The following is a 17,468-nucleotide window of genomic DNA, read 5'->3' as shown; positions in this document are numbered from 1 at the left end:
ATTCGCCACGCATGACCGCGATGGCGCTCGTCGCCCTCGTGATCGCGGCCCTGTCCGTGCTGACTCTGATGTCGCCGGCGACGGCCGAGGCCCAGTCGCGGCGGGCCATGCCGCCGACGGGCCGCTATGTCTCGGACGGCGGTCAGGCCTTCATCATCGACAGTTCGGGCATGCGGCCGCTGCTGCGCTTCGACCAGTCCGCCGAGATCTGGGTGCTGCGCCCGACGCCGGCCCCGCGCGGCGACATCATCTATCGCAACGACAACGGCGACCAGATCCTGCGCGTCACGGCCGACGGCGGCATCACCCTCTACACCACGCGCACGCCGCAGGGCTCTCCGGTGTCGCGGTCGGGGACCGCCCAGCCCCTGCAGACGCCCAATCTGGGGCCGGTGCAGCTGTTCAACCTGATGGCCCGGCGAAGCAATCTGGTGTCAGAGGCGGTCGGGCGGCTGATCACCATCGACCTGGACGGCAGCCAGTCGGAGGCGCTGTGCGTCGAGGCGCTGATCGTCACCACGGACGCCGTCATCCGCATGGCGCGCAACCCCAGCACCCGTGCGACCGTCAACCGCCTGCGCAAGATCAGCATCGTCGAGGGCGGCCGCGCCTCGGTCACCTTCTCGCGCGGCGAGCTTCGGGTGGTGGTGGATCCGTCCAAGGGCATCGTCGGCCGCCCGTCGTCGGCCGTGGTGATCCGCACCATGGCCGGGGACTGAGCCCTCAGCCCCTGAAGTCGTCCTTGGCCTGACGCCGCGCCGCGAAGTCGTCGGCGTCCGCCGCGCGCAGGAAGGGATTGAAGCGCCGCTCGGTCCCGATCGTCGTCGGAACCGTCGGCTGGCCCCGCTCGCGCGCGGCGAAGATGGCCTCGGCGTGCGCCTTCATCTCCGGCCGGGCGTCCAGGCTCAGGGCGAAGCGGGCGTTCGAGGCCGTGTATTCGTGGGCGCACCAGATCACCGTCGCCTCGGGCCAGGCGGCCAAGGCGCGAATACTGTCCCACATCTGCGCCGGCGTGCCCTCGAACAGCCGCCCGCAGCCGAGTGCGAACAGCGTGTCGCCGACGAAGGCCAACCCCGCCTCCTCGGCGTGGAAGACGACATGGCCCAGGGTGTGGCCGGGCGTGGCGACGACCTTGAGGCGCGTCGCCCCGATCGCGACCGTGTCGCCGTCGCCCACCACGCGATCCAGCGGCGCGGCGCGACGCACCTCCTCCGGCCCCACGATCTCGCAGCCGGTCTTGGCCTTGAGCCGTTCGTTGCCCTCGGTGTGGTCGGGGTGCCAGTGGGTGTTCAGGATCAGGTCCAGCCGGCCCCAGCCCAGCCGCTCCAGCTCCTCGAGGATGCGGTCCGCGTCCGGCGTGTCGATCGCCGCGACCACGCCGGTTTCGACGTCGCGCGCCAGGAAGCCGTAATTGTCGCTGCGACAGGGGAACAGGTGAACGTCCAGAGCCATGGACGCATTCTAGCAGCACGGCCCATCCCGGGCCTATAGTGAAGCCATGCGGCGCAGCATCGACGAGCTGAGAACCTTCTACGGCGAGCCGACCGGCGTGCTGGCGCGTCGGCTGCTGGCCCGGCGGCTGGAGGACGCCTGGGGCGAGGCCGCCGGTTGCGACGTGCTGGGCCTGGGCTACGCCACGCCGTGGCTGGACGCCTTCGTGGGCGCCCGGCGGGTGGTGGCGGCCATGCCGGGCGGCCAGGGCGTCGAGCAATGGCCGACGGTCGGGCGCAACCGCACCCTGCTGGTCGACGAGCGCCGCCTGCCGTTTCAGGCCGGGACCTTCGACCGCATCCTGTTGGTGCATGCCCTGGAAGAGGCGGACGATCCCGCCGCCCTGCTGCTGGAGGCGGTGCGCGCCCTGGCTCCCGCCGGCCGCATCATCCTGGTCGCCGCCGCGCGCGGCGGTCTGTGGGCGCGGACCGAGAACACCCCCTTCGGCTACGGCCGCCCCTTCTCGCGCCGCCAGCTGGAGCGGCTGGTGCGCGAAGCCGGGCTGGAGCCCGCCGCCTGGTCGCAGACGCTGTATGTGCCGCCCTGGGGGCCGTTGCTGCCGCTGGCCGACGGCTTCGAACAGGTGGGGCGGCGCGTCATGCCGGGCGCGGCCGGGCTGATCCTGCTGGAGGCGACGCGACAGGCCTATGCGCGGATTCGGCCCAGCGGCCATGCCCAGCGCGTCGCCGCCCCGGCCCTGGCGCCCCAGCCCGCCGCCTCGGTCCCCTCGCGCCGGAACGCGCCGGACTGACGCGGAGTTGACCGGCGCCCCGTCTGGTCGCCGGCCGCGAACCGCCCTAAGGCGAAGCCATGCACAGACTGATCCTCATGCGGCACGCCCAGGCGGAGCCTTCCGCGCCCTCGGGCGGCGACAAGGCCCGGGTGCTGGCGGCCTCGGGCCGGGCGGAGGCGGCGGCCATGGGCCGGGCGCTGGCCGAACGGGGCCTCAGGCCGGACCTGGCCCTGGTGTCGGCCGCGGCGCGCACCCGCCAGACCTGGGAGCAGATGCACGACGCCTTCGGCGACGTGGAGGTCCGCGACCTGTCGTCGCTCTACAACGCGGGCGCCGACGCCATCCGGGGCCTGGTCGAGGCCAGCGAGGAAGAGGCCGGCTGCCTGATGGTGCTGGCCCACAATCCGGGGGTCCACGTCCTGGCGGTGGAGTATCTGACCGAAAGCGCCGCCTCTCCGGCGGTGCTGGACCGGCTGGCCGGGGGCTTTCCGCCGGGCTCGGCCGCCATCTTCAGCGTCGATGCGGCCGGCCGTTGCGCCTATGAGGGTTTTCTCACGCCGCGGACCGTCGGCGCATGATCGCCGCCGCCCATCCGCCCGTCGCCTACAAGATCGTCGCCGCCGAGGAATGGCGCGCGGCCTTGGCCGAGGGTCGCTACGACGGATCGGCCGTGGACCGGGCCGACGGCTACATCCACATGTCGACCCAGGCCCAGCTGGCCGAAACGGCGCGCCGCCACTACGCGGGTCGGGACGGCCTGATGCTGCTGACGGTCGAACTGGCGCGTCTGGATCCGTCGCCGGTCTGGGAGCCCTCGCGCGGCGGCGAGCTGTTTCCGCATCTGTACGGGCCGCTGCCGGCCTCGGCCGTCAGCGAGAGCCGCCCCTTGTCGGTCGAAGCCGACGGGGCGATGACGATCGGGGACGCCGCATGACGGCGATGGACCTGGGCGCCGCCCTGCTGCGCCGTCTGGACCCGGAGGACGCGCACGTCCTGGCCATCCGCGGCCTGACCTTCGCGCCCCTGCCCGCGGCCCCGCCCGATCCGCCGATCCTGCACACCCGACTGGCGGGGCTGGACCTGCCCAATCCGGTCGGGCTGGCCGCCGGGCTGGACAAGAACGGCGAGGCGTTGCGCGGCCTGTCGCGCCTCGGCTTCGGCTTTCTGGAATGCGGATCGGTGACGCCGAAGCCCCAGCCGGGGAACCCGCGCCCGCGCCTGTTCCGCCTGTCGGAAGACCGCGCGATCATCAACCGCATGGGTTTCAACAACGCCGGGCTGGAGGCGTTCGCGCGCCGGCTAGCGGCCCGCCCCAAGGGAGCGACGGTCGGCGCCAACCTGGGCGCCAACAAGGACACGGAAGACAAGGCCGCGGACTATGTCGAGGGCCTGGGGCGGCTGGCGGGCCTGGCCGAATATTTCACCGTCAACATCTCCTCGCCCAACACGCCGGGGCTGCGCGCGCTGCAGGGCCGGGCGGCGCTGGACGACCTGCTGGGCCGCATCGATGCGGCCCGGCCGGACGGCCCGGCGCGGGCGCCCGTCTTCCTGAAGATCGCCCCCGACCTGACGGCGGCCGAGATCGCCATGATCGTCGAGGCGGCGCTGGCGCACCGGATCGATGCGCTGATCGTGTCCAACACCACCCTGGAAAGGCCCGCCACGCTGCGTTCGCCCCAGGCCGGCGAGGCCGGCGGCCTGTCCGGCGCACCGGCCCGTCCGTTCGCCGAGAAGGCCCTGCGCGCCGCGGCGGAGGCCGCCGCTGGCCGCCTGCCGCTGATCGCGGTCGGCGGGATCGACAGCGGCGCGGAGGCCTATGCCCGCATTCGCCTGGGCGCCTCGGCGGTGCAGATCTATTCGGCCCTGATCTACGAGGGGCCGGGACTTGTCGGGCGGATCAAGCGCGACCTGGCGGGCCGTCTGCGCGCCGACGGATTTTCCACCGTTTCCGAGGCCGTCGGCGCCGCCCGTTGACGGAGCGTTAGCCTCACATGAGGCATGGTTCGTCCGAACGCGCCCCGCGGCGCCATCGAGGACGCGAATGTCGAACACCACGGACGCCCGCACGCTGAGCGGCTGGGCCTTTGCGGTCCGGCAACGCCGTGGCGCGATGATGCAGCGCGTCGCCGTGGGCGTGGCCAGCAGCCTGGCCGCAACGCCGCTGGTCGGCTGGCAGATCGCCGGCGGCTGGGGCCTGGCCTATGTGGTCCTTCAGGCGTGCGAGGCCTTCGTCTTCGCGCCGGTCAATGCGCGCTCGCCCCGCCCGATGTCGCGCGCGCGCCACGTCCTGGGCGGCGCGACGATGTTCGCCAACACCGGCCTCTACGGCGCCCTGTCGGTGCTGCTCTGGCTGTTCGGCGGCGTCGCCGGCGGCGTGTCGGCGGCGGTCATGCTGCCGGCGGCCATGGTCTATTCGATGGTCAATGCGCCGCGTTCGCTGGCGGTGCTGGCCTGCACGGTGACGCCGCAGATCCTGTATATGGCGGCCTTCCCCTTCCTGCTGATCCAGCTGGGCGCGACCCCCGCCGCGGCGATCACGGCGGCGGCGGCGGTGACGATCTTCACCATCTACTGCCTGAGCGTCTGGCGCGCGCTGGCTGAGCGCGCGCGCCGGGAACAGCGCGACCGGATCTTGGCCGAGGAGCGGGCCAGCCGGATCACCCGCGCGCTGGACGACCAGGGCGCCTTTCTGGCGGCGATCGGCCACGACCTGCGCACCCCCATCGGCGCCATTCTCAGCGGCGCGGCCGAACTGCGCAACGGCGACGCCAACGTGCGCCAGAACGCCGAACTGATCACCGACGCCGGTCGGATGATGAAGTCCCTGCTGGACGACCTGCTGGATCATTCCCGCATCGAGGCCGGGCGGATGCAGATCGAGGTCCAGGACTTCAACCTGCGCGCCCTGCTGGCTCAGACGCTGCGGCTGTGGCGCGGCGTGACCGAGGCCAAGGGGCTGAAGCTGCGCATCGAGGGCGCGCACAGCATCCCCGCGAACGTGCGGGGCGACGCCATGCGCCTGCGTCAGGTGCTGAACAACCTGATCTCGAACGCGGTGAAGTTCACCCAGGGCGGCGACATCACCCTGCGGCTGAACGCCTGGAGCGAGGAGCCGTCCGGCTACTGCCTGCTGATCGAGGTGGCCGACACCGGGCCGGGCATGACCGCAGAACAGGTGACGCGGCTGTTCCGGCCCTTCGACCAGACCGCCGACGGCGTCAGCGCCATGCACGGGGGATCGGGGCTGGGACTGGCGATCAGCCGCAACCTGGTCGAACTCATGGGCGGCCGCCTGACCGCGCGCAGCGCGCCGGGCCAGGGCTCCCGCTTCACCATCTCGCTGGTCCTGCCGCGCGCCGAATGCGCGGCGCCGGCCGCCGAGCCGACGCTTGACGACAGCCGCCTGGCCGTGGCGCGGGTCCTAGCCGAACGGCGCGCGGCCGAGGCCCTGGCCGCCGTCGCCCAGGCCGCGCCGGAACCGGCGGAGGCGGTCATGCCGTCCCCGCAGGACGGCGTGGAGGACGCCGCGGACGAGGGCCGCCCCCTGCGGCTGTTGGTCGTGGACGACCACGACATCAACCGGCGCGCGGTCCAACTGATCCTTCAGCCGCTGGGCTGCGACATCGTCACCGCCGCCGACGGGCTGGCGGCGCTGGAGCGCTGCGAGGAGTCGGTCTTCGACGTCATCTTCATGGATGTGCGGATGCCGGAGCTGGACGGGCGCGAGACCACCCGGCGCCTGCGCGCGGAGGGCGGCCCGAACGCCCTGACGCCGGTGGTCGCCGTCACGGCCGACACCGCGGCCGAGGACATCGCCGCCTGCAAGGCGGCGGGCATGGCCTATTTCGTGCCCAAGCCGCTGACGCCCCCCGCCCTGCTGGGCGCGCTCCAGCACGTGCTGGAAGAAACCCAGGGCGGCGTGGCCGAGGCGGCCTGACCGCGCACCTGGGCGACCAGCCGGTCGGCGAAGCCGTCGGCCTTCATCTCGCATTCCCAGGCCGTCACGACACGCCAGCCCGCCGCATCGAGCGCGGCGGCGTTCCGGGCGTCGCGGGCCCGGTTGCGATCGATCTTGGCCCGCCAGTAGGCCGCATTGGCCTTGGGCTGGCGCGCGCCCCGGGCGCAGTCGTGGCCGTGCCAGAAGCAGCCATGGACGAACAGGGCGACACGGCGGCCCTTCATCACCACGTCGGGCCGGCCCGGCAGGCCGGCGCCGCCCAGCCGATAGCCGACGCCGGCCGCGCGCAGGATGCGGCGCACGGCCAGCTCGGGCTTGGTGTCGCGCCCCTTGACGCGACGCATGACGGCGCTGCGCTGTTCCGGCGTGAAGACGTCGGTGGCGCCCGCCGGGACGTCCGGGCCGGGGCTCAGAGCTGGGCCAGCAGGTGCTCGGCCGACGACACCTTGAACTCGCCGCCCTGCTCGATGTTCAGCTGGGTCACCGTGCCGTCCTTGACCAGCATGGAATAGCGCTGCGAGCGCTCGCCCAGGCCAAAGCCCGACCCGTCCAGAACCAGGCCCAGCGCGCGCGTCAGCTCGCCGTTTCCGTCGGCCAGCATCACGATCTGATCGTCGGCGATGTCCTGGCTGTCGGCCCAGGCCTTCATCACGAAGGCGTCGTTGACCGAGATGCAGGCGACCGTGTCGACGCCCTTGCCCCGGATGGTCTCCAGATTGTCCTTGAAGCCCGGCAGGTGACGCGCCGAGCAGGTCGGGGTGAAGGCGCCCGGCACCGCGAACAGGGCCACGGTCTTGCCGTCGAAGATCTCGCTGGTGGAGACGGGCTTGGGCCCTTCGGCCGTCGCCTGGGCGAGGGTCGCGTTGGGGATGCGGTCGCCGATCTGGATGGTCATGGAATGTCTCCGCGCGGAATGGGTTGAGTGGGAACAGCGCCCGCGACACATAGACGCCCGTCGCGCGACCGCAAGCGTGAACGCGCCTTGCGCCCGCCCGTTTCGCACCCGATGATAAGGGCATCATGACCGACGCCTCATCCCTGACGGGCCGGCTCCTGGTCGCCATGCCCGGCATCGGCGATTCCCGGTTCGAACACGCCGTCATCCTGATCTGCGCCCACGGCGCCGACCACGCCATGGGCCTGAGGCTGGACCGGCCCGCGCCGGGCGTCGACCTGAAGACGGTGCTGGACAAGCTGGACCAGCCGGCGCCCGATCAGGCCGCCGGTCGCGTGGTGCTGATGGGCGGTCCGGTCGAGCGCGAGCGCGGCTTCGTGCTGCATACCGACGACTGGATGACGGGCGACGACAGCCTGCCGTTCGGCGACGGCCTGGCCATGACGGGCACGCGCGAGGCCCTGGCGGCGATGACGGACGCGGTGGCCGGTCCGCGCCGCTCGGCCCTGCTGCTGGGCTACGCCGGCTGGGGCGAGGGACAGCTGGAAGAGGAACTGGCGGAAAACGTCTGGCTGACGACGGACGCCGATCTGGACCTGATCTTCGACGCCGACCACGAGACGAAATGGACGCGGGCCCTGGCCCGAATGGGCGTGGACGCGGCCATGCTTTCAAGCCAGGGCGGACGGGCCTGAGGCCCGTCCGGAGGGCTTCGCCTAGAAACGGTAGGCCATGCCGATGCGCACATGGTGCGCGCCGAAGCGGCCGTTCGAGCGGATCATGTCCGTGCCGGTCGCGTTGGGCGGCAGGATGAAGGGGTTGGTGGCCGGCGCGGAGCCGGGGCCGACCCGCACCACCGGACTGTCGACGTCCAGCGACGTGTAGAGATATTCGCCGGTCACGGTCAGGCCGCGGCCCAGCGCATATTCGACGCCGCCGCCCGCCTGCCAGCCGTGGCCGTCCTCGGAGTCCTCGGTGGTGTTGAAGCTGTTGGCGCCGTTGCTGGTGGAGAAGTTGTTGTCGAACTTGCCGTAGGCGTAGCCGCCCGTGCCGTAGATCAGGGCCGGCCCCATGGCGTAACCCACCCGTGCGCGAACCGCCGCCAGGCTCTCGAGCTCGCGCTCGAAGGTGTAGTAGGCCGGGGTGGTGGAGAAGCCGGTCACGCGGTCCTCGACGTCCGTCACGCTGTACTCGGCCAGGCCGCCGACCACGAACGAGCCGAACTGCCAGTCGTAGCCCGCGCGTACGCCGGCCTCGGGCGAACCCTTGTCGCTGTCGCAGCCGTCCGCGGCCACGGCGCTGTTCGCCGCGCCGTCGCAGAAGCCGGGCCCGAAGGCGTCCGCGCCCGTGCCCGTCACGACCGTGTCGCCATAGGTGCCGTCGAGGTTGCGGTCGAACCCGAGCCGCTCGTCCTCGTCGTCATTGACCTGGCCGTAGCCGCCGAAGATGCCGATGTAGGGGCCGGACCAGTCGGTCGACTGCGCCAGGGCGGGGGTGGAAACGAGCGTCAGCGCCAGTGCGCTTGCGGCGACTTTCATCATGGGAACGTCCTTCGTGCCAAGGCGGACAGGGAGGCCCGCGGGGTATGAAGGCCGCGCCGATGCGGAGGTTCCTACGGCCAAGCCGCCTCCAAAGGTCGCAGCATCCGGCGCGCGGGGCGCGCCGTATAAGCATCCCTTCCGGGCTTATCGCGTCGCCAGCGACACCAGCAGCGCCACCACCAGGAGCAGGCACACGCCCTGCCAGAAACGCACGGGATCCCGCTCGATCAGGGACAGCGGACGCGGCTGCGGCGCGGCGACCGCGCTGCCGGTCTCCAGCACGTGGACCAGCTCCTCGACATCCTCGAAACGGTCGCCGGGCTCGGGCGCGACCGCCCGCATGATGGCGGCGTCAAGCCAGGCGGGCATGTCGGGCCGGTGGCGTCCGGGGGGTGTCGGCGCCTTGTCGAAGCGCGGGGCGTCCTCGGGATCCACCGCGCCCCAGGGATAGGTGCGGGTGAACAGGCGGTACAGGGTGACGCCCAGGGCGAACTGGTCGGTGGCGGGCGAGCCGGCCTCGCCCTGGTACATCTCCGGCGCCTTGTAGCCGTTGGTGCCCGGCGCCTCGGCCTCGGCGAACTCCTCGGCCTGACGCAGGCGCGCGACGCCCAGGTCCACCAGCTTCAGCCCGCCGTTCGCCTCGAGGATCACATTGTCCGGCTTGATGTCACGGTGGATCACCCCCGCGCGATGCAGCGCCGCGACCGCCCGCGCCAGGCGCAGGGCCACGCCCACGCCCTCGGCGATCTCCAGAGGCCCGTCGTCCGCCAGGCGCGCGTGAAGGGTCTGGCCGGCGTAAAAGGGTTGGACGATGTAGAGGCGGCTCTGCCGGCCGGCCTCCAGCGTCAGCACCCGGCCGACGAAGGGATTGTCGATGCGGCGGCCGATGAAGGCCTCGCGCAGGAAGGCCTGCCGCGCCCCGCGGGCCGACACCACCGCGGGCTTCGGAAACTTCAGCGCCACCTGACCCAGGTCGCCGATCACGTCCCGCGCCAGGAACAGCCGGGTGTAGCGCCCGTCCGCGATCAGGCGCTGCAGCTGAAAGCCGTCGACCGTCGCGCCAACGTCCGGCGGCCCCTCCATCGCCAGGCCCTCGGCCTCGGCGGTGATGGCCTCCCAGTCTGGCGCGCCCGTCCGGACCACATCGATGACGATGACGGTGGCGTTGTCGCGCGCGCCGACGGCCTCGACCTCGGCCAGCACCGCGCGGGCGTCGGCGTCGGGCGAGCCCCGTCGGCCCAGCAACCGGGCCAGGGCCTCGTCGCCCAGCACCCCGTGGACGCCGTCGGTCGTCAGCAGCAGCCGGTCGTGCGCCTGAAGGCCGATGTGGCGGACATCCAGCTTGACGTCCGCCTCGATGCCGACGGCGCGGTACAGCACATGGCTCAACCCCTCGACCGCGCGGGTGTGGTCCTCGGTCAGCCGGGTCAGGACGCCGTCACGAAAATGCCAGGCGCGGCTGTCGCCGACGTGCAGCGACACCGCCTCGCGCCCGCGCAGCACCAGGGCGGTGAAGGTGGTGGCCGCCGCCGTCATGGCCGGATCGGACCGGCCCTTGGCGTGAAGCCAGCGGTTGAAGCCCCTCAGCGCCTTGACGCCGTTGGCGGCGATGCCGTTCAACGGGTTCTGGTCCAGATAGCCGTCGATGAAGCTGCGGGTCGCCAGCTCGGCCGCCGTGCGGCCCGCGCGCGAGCCGGACACGCCGTCGGCGATGACCGCCACCACGCCATGCTCGCGCTGTTCCACCGGCGAGCCCAGGTGGACGCCGCCGAAATCCTGATTGTCGGCCTTGGGCCCCGTCAGGGTGGCGAAGCCGGCGGCGATCTCCAGTCTGGCCTCGCTCACCGCCGCATCCCCCGTCGTCGCTCCCGGGCAGCGGAGCAACGGCGGGGGGCGACGTCAAGAGCCGCGGGTCAGCGGACGATGTCGTAGACGCCGGTGATGTCGATGCGCACGGCCAGCTCGCCGCCGGACACGGGGCTGGAATCGGCCGATTGCAGCGACACCGCGCGGGCGTACATCGGCATCGGCGGCGGGGGCGAATAGCCGCCGCCCTCGCTCAGGGTGCGCACCCCGCCCAGCTGGACGCCCAGCGCCTGGGCGTAGAGCGCGGCCTTCTCCTGCAGGGCGCGCACCGCCAGGCGGCGCGCCTCGTTCTCGGCCGTGGTCGGGTCCTTCAGGCCAAAGCCGATGCCGTCGATCTGATTGACGCCGGCGGCCACCACGGCGTCGGCGGTCGATCCTACCTTGGTCAGGTCCTCGATCCGCACGGTCACCCGGTTGACGGCCTGATAGCCCCGCAGCCTGGGCGGCTGGTTCTCCTGATAGTCGTACTGGGCCGACAGGTTCAGGCCCGAGGTCTGGACGTGGCGCTCGGCGATCCCGGCGCGGCGCAGGGCGCTCATGACCTGGTTCATCCGCTCGGCGTTGGCGCGCATGGCGGCCTCGGCGGTCGCAGCCTCGGTCTGGACGCCGAAGGTGATGGTGGCCATGTCCGGCGCGGTCTTGACCTCGCCGAAGGCCGACAGGTTCAGCGAGGGGGCGGGCTGCATCTGGGTCAGGGGCGCAGGAGCCTGGGGCGCGGTCTGGGCCAGCGCGGTCTGGGCCATGGCGGGCGGCGCCCCGGCGGCCAGGGCCACGGCGGCGGCCGCCGCGCCCGCCAGGGCGGCCGGTTTCATCAGGGCGTTCAGGGTGCGGGTCATGCGCTTCTCCGTAAGACGATCCGGCCGGCCGTGCGCCGACGCTCGATCCTGGGCGCGACCTTGGCCGTTCTCGCCTGAATGAACGCCGACAGGCCGTTGTCAGGTTCCGTTCATCGACGTGAATTCGCCGAAAGGCGGTCGCCCCTTGGCAAGCCGCGTCCGCCCCTGCTAGGCGGAACCTCCTCGTCTCGGGGGCCCGTAGCTCAATGGTTAGAGCCGACCGCTCATAACGGTCTGGTTGGGGGTTCGAGTCCCTCCGGGCCTACCAAGGCGACCGCGCGCGCGACGATGAAACACCGCGCATCCATGCCGTCCTGTCCGGTGCAGAACTCACAGCCTGGCCGTTTGCGTCCGGGAAGGGCGTCGAATCTCTTCGGCTATGTGACAGACGCCGCGCGAGCCGACGTCTGGTCTTGACCCTGACTACTCCTCGCGCCCGGCCTTGGCGAAGCTGTCGGTGAGGGGGGCGAACAGATAGTCCAGGAAGCTGCGATCGCGCGTCTTGACGTTGACGGATGCAGGCAGTCCCGCTGTCAGGTCCAGGTCGGCGCGCGCGACCTGTTCAGCATCCAGGGCGATGTAAGCGAGGTAGTATCCGACGCCTGTCGCCGGATCGGTCAGTCGATCGGCGGAGAGTGTCGTCACGCGTCCGCCGATCTTGGCCATTCCACGCGGATTGACGCTTGTGAAGCGGACATCGGCATGGGAGCCGACGCGGACGTCGTCGACGTCTTCCGGTCGGATGCGCGCCTCGACGATCAGGGCCCGGCCGCTGGGCAGAACGTCCATCAGCTTCTGTCCGGGGGACAGGATCGAGCCAGGAGCCGTGGGGGCGAGGTCGACCACAGCGCCGTCCACCGGCGCCCTCACGGTGTCGCGCTCTGCGGCGAACCGCGCAGTGTCCAAGGCGGGTCCGACTTGCTGCAGCTCGGCCTGGATCATGCGCAGCTCAGTCAAGACGTCGTTCAGGCGCCCCTCGCGCGCTCGCGAAGCGGCGAGTTCGGCCCGCTGCAGCTCAACTCCGCCGCGGGCGATCTCGGTCTCAAGCTGCACCTTGGCGGCTTCCAGTTCATAAACGACGGCCTTCGGAGCGAAGCCGCGACTGTACAGCGACCGCAACCCCGCCAGGCGCTCATTGACGAACTCCAGCTGGCGGCGGGGGCCTTCCACGGCGATCCGCGCCGCCTCCACCTGAGCCGCTTCTCCCGCGGCGTCTCCGGAGAAGGCGCGTCGGCGGCTATCGAACAGGGCGGCTTGGCTGCGCATGGCCTGGGCGACGCTGGCCTCGCTGCTCCGGGCGCTGAAGTCGGCGGGCCAGACGATCGTTTGCAGGCCGTCGCGCTCGGCGATGAGCCGCGCCTCGACGGCGGCGAGATCGTCGCGCTGGCTTTGCGACCGGCGGAAACCGCCGCCGGTCGACAGCGGATTCATCCGCATGAGGATCTGGCCCGCCCTGACCTGCTGTCCCTCGCGCACCATGACCTGGTCGACGACCCCGCCGTTGAGGGTCTGCAGCGTCTGCCGGTTGCCTGCGACGGTGACCACGCCATTGGCAACAGCCGCGCCTGAGAGCGGCGCGAAGGCCGCCCAGATCAGCCCTATGATGAAGAACCCCGCCAGCACCAGAAGACCGTTGCGAATCTGGTGGCTGGAATCGTCGAGGCTGCCGTCCGGCGCGCTGATGCCGCGGCGATACCGCTGGAACAGGTCCACCGGCATGCGGGTCACGAGGGTGCTGGGGTCAAGCCGCATGGGACATCTCAGGGGGTGGGCTGGGCGAAGCGTTCGATGGTCTCGGTCGGCACCTGGTCGATGACGTCGTCTCGCGGGCCGTCGGCCTCGAGCCGCCCGTCGGCGAGGATCAGGACGCGATCGACCTGGGACAGGGGGCTGAGCCGGTGGGCGACGAGGATGATCGTCGAGCCTCGCGCCTTGAGCGCGCCGAGGCTGTCGTTGAGCGCCTCTTCGCCTTCGGCGTCCAGGTGGGCGTTGGGTTCGTCAAGGATCAGAAGCTTGGGGTTGCCGAACAGGGCGCGCGCAAGCGCCACGCGTTGACGCTGACCGCTGGACAGGCCCGCGCCGCCTTCTCCGACCCGCGTCTCATAGCCGTCGGGCAGGTCCATGATCATGTCGTGCACGCGCGCCTGACGGGCGGCTCGTATGACCTCGGCGTCGTCCACGGCCTGGTATCGCGCGATGTTTTCCCTCAGCGTTCCGGGGAACAGGCCGACGTTCTGGGGCAGGAAACCGACATGGCGCGCCAGGGACGACGGGTTCCACTTGTGTGTGGGAACGCCGCCGATCTCCACCCGGCCGGTATTGGGCAGGGCGGCGGCGACGAGCAGCCGGGCGAGCGAGGTCTTGCCGGCGCCCGAGGGGCCCACCACGCCGACCGCCTCGCCCGCGCCGATGGAAAGGGTGAGGCCCTGCAGCGCCGGCCTGGGGGCGCCCCTGGGGGTGAAGGCGACATTCGTCATCTCGACGCCGCCGTCCTTGGCGGGCACGCGCAGGACCTGTTTCATGGGCGGCGCCGTATTGAGGACGAGCTGGACGTTGCGCCCCGCCGAGATGGCGGCGATCGCCTGGCGCCAGCCGACGACGGCCTGCTCCAGCGGAGCCAGTGCGCGACCCAACAGCAGACTGGCGGCGAAAATGCTGGCCGGCAGGATGGATCCGCCGACCACCAGCCAAGCGCCCACCGCGAGCATGAATCCCTGTAGCGCAAGGCGGCTGAACCGGATCAGGGCGGTGATGTTGCCGCCCTTTTCGGACGCCACGCTCTGACACACCATCATCTCGTCGCGGTCGATGCGCCATCGACTGGCCAAGGCGTCGGTCATGCCCATGGCGTGCACGGGGTCGGCGAAACGGGCGATCGAATCGGCGAAGGCGTAGCTGCGCTGCGCGGCCGTGGCGGCGCTCTCCGAACCCTTGCGGGTCATGCGGTCGTTGACGACTGTGAGAGCGAGCAGGAGGGCTGCGCCGAGCAGGCCCACTAGGCCGAGCAGCGGATGCAGCAGGAACAGGACCAGCAGGAAGAGCGGGGACCAGGGCAGGTCGAAGAACAGCTGGGCGGCAGGTCCCGCCATGGCGGAGCGGAAGGTGTCGAGATCGCGCAGGGCCTGGGCGGTCCGGACCTGAGAGCCGGTCGCCAGCGGCAGGTCGAGAACAGCCTGAAAGAGCCGCAGGGACAGCAGCCGGTCGAGGCGCGCGGCGGCCTTGATCAGGACCTGGGTGCGGATGGCGTCGAGGAGGGCCATCGTGCCGAGGGCCACGATAAGCACGACGAACAGCATGATCAGCGTGGGCAAGCTGCCGCTGGGGATCACGCGGTTGTAGATCTGAAGGAGGAACAGCGGGGAGGCCAGGAACAGTATGTTCACGCCGCCGCCGAAGACGACAGCGGTCCAGAACAACGGCAGACATTGCCTCAGGGCGGCCGCGAATTCGTCCGTGGGTCGATCCGCCGGCGTCGTCTTCGCCATCTGTTCCCTCTCTGTCCAGGCACGAAAAAGGGCGGTCCGAAGACCGCCCTCTTCCAGACGCTTAGTTGGCGTCGTCGTCGGACATCGAGTCCGAGCTGGAGCTGCCGGCGCCGCCCAGCAGGGAGTCGGTGTCCAGGTCGAGGCCGAAGGCGCCGTCATTGGACGAGCTGGTGGTTTCACCGTCTTCGTCCGTGTTCTCGCTGTTGGCTTCGTAGTTGATGCCCAGGGCCGAGGTCGAATCCAGAACGCCGCCGACGGAGCCGTCGCTGTTGTTCGAGTTCGAGGATTCGTCGTTGCCGCCGAACACGTTGTCAAGAATAGCCATTGTGGTCTCTCCGTTGTTGATTTGAACGAGACGCTCAATGATCAATAAAGCTTAGATGTAAGAAGCGTTCGTTGTTGTGATAACTTCCTGATCGTTCGATAGTTTCAGCTATGACTTAAAATAATTAAGGTGTTCGGTGAACGACCTTTACAGAAGTCCGCCGAGGCCCTCTTCCAGATCGTCGGCGCCCAGAAGGCTGGAGCCAAGATCGAGTCCGCCGCTATCGATGAGACCGACCGCGGCCTCGTCTCCCGTCAGGACGTCCGCGCCGGTCGCGGCCGCCCCGGTCGCGAGCATGTCGTCCAGGCCGCTCTGGTCCGAGCCCGGATCGAACAGGCCCCCTAGCAGTCCGCCCGTCGCGCCGCTTGCCGCGATTCCGTCAAGCGCCTCCGAGGCGACGCCGCCAAGGTCGGCGACAGTTGCGGTGACAACCGATCCGGCGTCCGTCGCAGAATCCAACACTTCCGACACATCCGTTTCGACCGCGGCGCCGAGACCGGAGACGGCGTCGGCGACGACGCCGGAGACTTGGCCGGTCGCGCCTTGCGCAGCGTCGAGCGCGCCGGCCAGCGTTCCCGCCAGGGGCGCGCCGAAACTCGCCACATCCGATGTCGCGCCGGCCAGGCCGTCTGGGTCGGTGATCTGGCCGAGGTCCTCCGCCGCGGGCGTCCCGTTCCCCTCGCGAAGCAGCTCGGGGTTCAGGCCTGACCCCGAGGCTGCCGATTGCCCCAGGCCCGCGACCGTGTCTGTCTCCATCTGCGCCCCGACGGCCATGTCGTACTGGGTGGAGCCGCCCTGTCCATCAGGCGCCGTCGCGACGAGGCCCAGCTCCAGCTCGGCCTGTTGGGTGGTTTCGGCGTTTCAACGGATTGATCCAGAGCCCCCGACGCCTGCGGCGCGGGCGCGCCGCTGGGCGGCGGCAGGTCCTGTGCGGTCTCGACACCGCCTGCCCGCGGGGCGCCGTCATCGGGCGCCGAGGCGTCACGGTCAGCGGCCTGATCGGCGTAATAGCTGTCGGGGGTCACGCCGGCTTGAGAAAGATCGGCCGGCTGCGATGCTGGAGACAGCTCCCGATTGTCGATCTTCTCGACCATTTCGCTGGAACGCGCCATGTACCGGATCTCCAAACAAGCCGAAGTCGAACAGCGTTAATCAACCGCGGTCGAACCCGTTCCTGTGTCCGGTCGCTGACAAACGGCTGAGGGCCGGACCAGAGGCCATCAGTCGGTTTGAACCGCCTAACTCCGCCCCCCCGACAGACGCCCGTCTTGTCGATCGCTGGGTTCGAATGAACGATCTTGAACCACAGGGCTGCGGGCCGGCGCTCTTCGCGCTTGCCGGCTCCTGCCCGGCCAAAGAAGTGGGACAGCACCGTCGGGCGCATCGGCGTTCAGCTGGATGACGCCTTGGACATGTCAGAGCAGATAAATCTGTGACTCACGACCGGATCCGCATCCGGGGCCCGTCATCGTCACCTAAAGGGAGACGCGGTCCTTGTCGCGAGCGCGCTGGTTACGCTCGAGCGAGGTTAAAGGTGAAGGAGATGACGGACTGGGCGCCGTTCTCGTGGAACGAGATATCGCTCCCCACTACCTCACGACGGCTGCCACAACGGAGCTGCCCCCAACTGGCGGTCGCTGACTTCCCAATGGCCGAAGGCCATCGTGCGTATGGCAGGCCGTGAGGCGGAGTGAGCGCATTGCAGGGCCTAAGCAAAGCGGCTTCGATAGCCGATCTGACCTCGGAGTCTTTCAACAACCCGCTGCCGACCGTGAGCCGGATGCAAAGGTCTAGTTCACGACAGTCGGGACCGTCGCCTGGACCGAGCAGTGCACAACCGTGCTGCAGCGATAAGAAGTGCTGGAAGGTATCCTCAGCGCAAAGCCCTGACTGGCCCACCTTATAGGCCTTGTCCCCAAAGACCTCGTAGAAGCCCTTGCCGAGCTTGCGGCGGATGACTGCTTCCGTCGCCGCAGCGCGGAATGCGTCGCCGTAAGGCGCCGGATCGTAACCGATCAGAGGCGGCCCCTTTGGAAAGGGCGCGCATCCGGCGAGAATCAGAAGGCTTAGGACGATCAGGGGGCTGAAACGCATAGACGCATCGTGAGAGTCCTGCCGGAAAAGCTCAACAGGTCGCGCCGACACAGACGGCCTGAATGTCCGCAAAGGTGGGAGCGGACCTCGGCCCAATGCCATTGCTTGCGGCGCGACCAAGAGACTTGACGGTCAGGGCCAGCCCAATAAGCGCGAGCAATACTCCCACCGCAACAATCAAAAAGCTGCTTCTGCTAGGCCACCGGTCCCACCCGAACAGCTCCACCCCGGTTCCGTTCAATGA

Annotated in this window: 18 protein-coding genes and 1 tRNA gene; 8 read left to right on the top strand and 11 right to left on the bottom strand. The window is 70.3% G+C overall.

Annotated elements, in window-relative coordinates:
* The first annotated feature begins 11 nt into the window (after positions 1–11).
* Positions 12–719 (top strand): DUF4908 domain-containing protein, encoded by a 708-nt coding sequence (locus ACE3PU_RS01610; RefSeq protein WP_374385951.1) that lies wholly within the window; start codon positions 12–14, stop codon positions 717–719.
* 4 nt (positions 720–723) lie between these two features.
* On the opposite strand, the gene gloB is transcribed toward ACE3PU_RS01610, so the two are convergent.
* Entirely contained in the window at positions 724–1,452 is a 729-nt protein-coding gene (gene gloB, locus ACE3PU_RS01605) for a hydroxyacylglutathione hydrolase (RefSeq protein WP_374385949.1), read from the bottom strand.
* 46 nt (positions 1,453–1,498) lie between these two features.
* Here gloB and ACE3PU_RS01600 point away from each other — a divergent pair, with 46 nt between their 5' ends.
* From ACE3PU_RS01600 to ACE3PU_RS01580, 5 genes are all read left to right on the top strand, one after another.
* Complete coding sequence (locus ACE3PU_RS01600) at positions 1,499–2,242, top strand: class I SAM-dependent methyltransferase (RefSeq protein ID WP_374385946.1); 744 nt, start codon at positions 1,499–1,501, stop codon at positions 2,240–2,242.
* A gap of 59 nt (positions 2,243–2,301) precedes the next feature.
* Entirely contained in the window at positions 2,302–2,802 is a 501-nt protein-coding gene (locus tag ACE3PU_RS01595) for a histidine phosphatase family protein (RefSeq protein ID WP_374385944.1), read from the top strand.
* On the top strand, positions 2,799–3,158 hold the full coding sequence (locus ACE3PU_RS01590; protein ID WP_374385942.1) for a DUF952 domain-containing protein: 360 nt from the start codon (positions 2,799–2,801) through the stop codon (positions 3,156–3,158). Before ACE3PU_RS01595 ends, ACE3PU_RS01590 begins: the two co-directional genes overlap by 4 nt.
* Positions 3,155–4,198: a quinone-dependent dihydroorotate dehydrogenase gene (locus tag ACE3PU_RS01585; protein WP_374385940.1), complete on the top strand. Its 1,044-nt coding sequence runs from the start codon at positions 3,155–3,157 to the stop codon at positions 4,196–4,198. Before ACE3PU_RS01590 ends, ACE3PU_RS01585 begins: the two co-directional genes overlap by 4 nt.
* Before the next feature lie 67 nt (positions 4,199–4,265).
* Complete coding sequence (locus ACE3PU_RS01580; protein ID WP_374385937.1) at positions 4,266–6,161, top strand: ATP-binding protein; 1,896 nt, start codon at positions 4,266–4,268, stop codon at positions 6,159–6,161.
* On the opposite strand, the gene ACE3PU_RS01575 is transcribed toward ACE3PU_RS01580, so the two are convergent.
* Positions 6,065–6,595, bottom strand: a complete 531-nt coding sequence (locus ACE3PU_RS01575; RefSeq protein ID WP_374386043.1) for a very short patch repair endonuclease — start codon at positions 6,593–6,595, stop codon at positions 6,065–6,067. The two genes, ACE3PU_RS01580 and ACE3PU_RS01575, sit on opposite strands and share 97 nt — an antisense overlap.
* A complete protein-coding gene (locus ACE3PU_RS01570) occupies positions 6,592–7,077 on the bottom strand; it encodes a peroxiredoxin (RefSeq protein ID WP_374385935.1) in 486 nt (161 codons plus the stop codon). Before ACE3PU_RS01570 ends, ACE3PU_RS01575 begins: the two co-directional genes overlap by 4 nt.
* A 125-nt stretch (positions 7,078–7,202) precedes the next feature.
* On the opposite strand from ACE3PU_RS01570, the gene ACE3PU_RS01565 reads away from it, so the two are divergent.
* Positions 7,203–7,772 carry a YqgE/AlgH family protein gene (locus tag ACE3PU_RS01565; RefSeq protein WP_374385933.1) on the top strand — a complete coding sequence of 190 codons (570 nt, stop codon included), beginning with the start codon at positions 7,203–7,205 and terminating at the stop codon, positions 7,770–7,772.
* A 21-nt stretch (positions 7,773–7,793) separates the two neighbouring features.
* Here ACE3PU_RS01565 and ACE3PU_RS01560 read toward each other — a convergent pair whose 3' ends face one another.
* From ACE3PU_RS01560 to ACE3PU_RS01550, 3 genes are all read right to left on the bottom strand, one after another.
* Positions 7,794–8,615: an outer membrane protein gene (locus tag ACE3PU_RS01560; RefSeq protein ID WP_374385931.1), complete on the bottom strand. Its 822-nt coding sequence runs from the start codon at positions 8,613–8,615 to the stop codon at positions 7,794–7,796.
* A 147-nt stretch (positions 8,616–8,762) separates the two neighbouring features.
* Positions 8,763–10,463, bottom strand: a complete 1,701-nt coding sequence (locus ACE3PU_RS01555; RefSeq protein WP_374385929.1) for a bifunctional protein-serine/threonine kinase/phosphatase — start codon at positions 10,461–10,463, stop codon at positions 8,763–8,765.
* Between the two features lie 68 nt (positions 10,464–10,531).
* Complete coding sequence (locus ACE3PU_RS01550) at positions 10,532–11,320, bottom strand: SIMPL domain-containing protein (RefSeq protein ID WP_374385927.1); 789 nt, start codon at positions 11,318–11,320, stop codon at positions 10,532–10,534.
* 192 nt (positions 11,321–11,512) lie between these two features.
* On the opposite strand from ACE3PU_RS01550, the gene ACE3PU_RS01545 reads away from it, so the two are divergent.
* Positions 11,513–11,588: transfer RNA gene (locus ACE3PU_RS01545), tRNA-Ile, on the top strand.
* 155 nt (positions 11,589–11,743) lie between these two features.
* Here ACE3PU_RS01545 and ACE3PU_RS01540 read toward each other — a convergent pair.
* The 5 genes from ACE3PU_RS01540 to ACE3PU_RS01520 form a co-directional block, all read right to left on the bottom strand.
* Positions 11,744–13,072: an HlyD family type I secretion periplasmic adaptor subunit gene (locus tag ACE3PU_RS01540; RefSeq protein ID WP_374385925.1), complete on the bottom strand. Its 1,329-nt coding sequence runs from the start codon at positions 13,070–13,072 to the stop codon at positions 11,744–11,746.
* 8 nt (positions 13,073–13,080) lie between these two features.
* Complete coding sequence (locus tag ACE3PU_RS01535; protein WP_374385923.1) at positions 13,081–14,805, bottom strand: type I secretion system permease/ATPase; 1,725 nt, start codon at positions 14,803–14,805, stop codon at positions 13,081–13,083.
* 61 nt (positions 14,806–14,866) lie between these two features.
* Complete coding sequence (locus ACE3PU_RS01530) at positions 14,867–15,130, bottom strand: hypothetical protein (RefSeq protein ID WP_374385921.1); 264 nt, start codon at positions 15,128–15,130, stop codon at positions 14,867–14,869.
* Between the two features lie 147 nt (positions 15,131–15,277).
* The gene (locus ACE3PU_RS01525; RefSeq protein WP_374385919.1) at positions 15,278–15,904 is read right to left on the bottom strand and encodes a hypothetical protein; all 627 of its coding nucleotides are present in this window, start codon (positions 15,902–15,904) and stop codon (positions 15,278–15,280) included.
* Positions 15,905–16,642: 738 nt separating this feature from the next.
* On the bottom strand, positions 16,643–17,224 hold the full coding sequence (locus tag ACE3PU_RS01520) for a hypothetical protein (RefSeq protein ID WP_374385917.1): 582 nt from the start codon (positions 17,222–17,224) through the stop codon (positions 16,643–16,645).
* Between the last annotated feature and the right edge of the window lie 244 nt (positions 17,225–17,468).

It is taken from the genome of Brevundimonas sp., assembly GCF_041911375.1.
Lineage (GTDB): Bacteria > Pseudomonadota > Alphaproteobacteria > Caulobacterales > Caulobacteraceae > Brevundimonas.
The sequence above is the reverse complement of the archived record's forward strand: the minus strand, read 5'-3'. Positions and strand labels throughout refer to the sequence as shown.

What these genes read in the sequence shown, in the direction of transcription:
- ACE3PU_RS01610 (WP_374385951.1), top strand. Translation starts at nt 12, where the DNA reads ATGACCGCGATGGCGCTCGTCGCCCTCGTGATCGCGGCCCTGTCCGTG.
- gloB (WP_374385949.1), bottom strand. Translation starts at nt 1,452, where the DNA reads ATGGCTCTGGACGTTCACCTGTTCCCCTGTCGCAGCGACAATTACGGC.
- ACE3PU_RS01600 (WP_374385946.1), top strand. Translation starts at nt 1,499, where the DNA reads ATGCGGCGCAGCATCGACGAGCTGAGAACCTTCTACGGCGAGCCGACC.
- ACE3PU_RS01595 (WP_374385944.1), top strand. Translation starts at nt 2,302, where the DNA reads ATGCACAGACTGATCCTCATGCGGCACGCCCAGGCGGAGCCTTCCGCG.
- ACE3PU_RS01590 (WP_374385942.1), top strand. Translation starts at nt 2,799, where the DNA reads ATGATCGCCGCCGCCCATCCGCCCGTCGCCTACAAGATCGTCGCCGCC.
- ACE3PU_RS01585 (WP_374385940.1), top strand. Translation starts at nt 3,155, where the DNA reads ATGACGGCGATGGACCTGGGCGCCGCCCTGCTGCGCCGTCTGGACCCG.
- ACE3PU_RS01580 (WP_374385937.1), top strand. Translation starts at nt 4,266, where the DNA reads ATGTCGAACACCACGGACGCCCGCACGCTGAGCGGCTGGGCCTTTGCG.
- ACE3PU_RS01570 (WP_374385935.1), bottom strand. Translation starts at nt 7,077, where the DNA reads ATGACCATCCAGATCGGCGACCGCATCCCCAACGCGACCCTCGCCCAG.
- ACE3PU_RS01565 (WP_374385933.1), top strand. Translation starts at nt 7,203, where the DNA reads ATGACCGACGCCTCATCCCTGACGGGCCGGCTCCTGGTCGCCATGCCC.
- ACE3PU_RS01560 (WP_374385931.1), bottom strand. Translation starts at nt 8,615, where the DNA reads ATGAAAGTCGCCGCAAGCGCACTGGCGCTGACGCTCGTTTCCACCCCC.
- ACE3PU_RS01550 (WP_374385927.1), bottom strand. Translation starts at nt 11,320, where the DNA reads ATGACCCGCACCCTGAACGCCCTGATGAAACCGGCCGCCCTGGCGGGC.
- ACE3PU_RS01540 (WP_374385925.1), bottom strand. Translation starts at nt 13,072, where the DNA reads ATGCGGCTTGACCCCAGCACCCTCGTGACCCGCATGCCGGTGGACCTG.
- ACE3PU_RS01535 (WP_374385923.1), bottom strand. Translation starts at nt 14,805, where the DNA reads ATGGCGAAGACGACGCCGGCGGATCGACCCACGGACGAATTCGCGGCC.
- ACE3PU_RS01530 (WP_374385921.1), bottom strand. Translation starts at nt 15,130, where the DNA reads ATGGCTATTCTTGACAACGTGTTCGGCGGCAACGACGAATCCTCGAAC.
- ACE3PU_RS01525 (WP_374385919.1), bottom strand. Translation starts at nt 15,904, where the DNA reads ATGGCCGTCGGGGCGCAGATGGAGACAGACACGGTCGCGGGCCTGGGG.
- ACE3PU_RS01520 (WP_374385917.1), bottom strand. Translation starts at nt 17,224, where the DNA reads ATGCGTTTCAGCCCCCTGATCGTCCTAAGCCTTCTGATTCTCGCCGGA.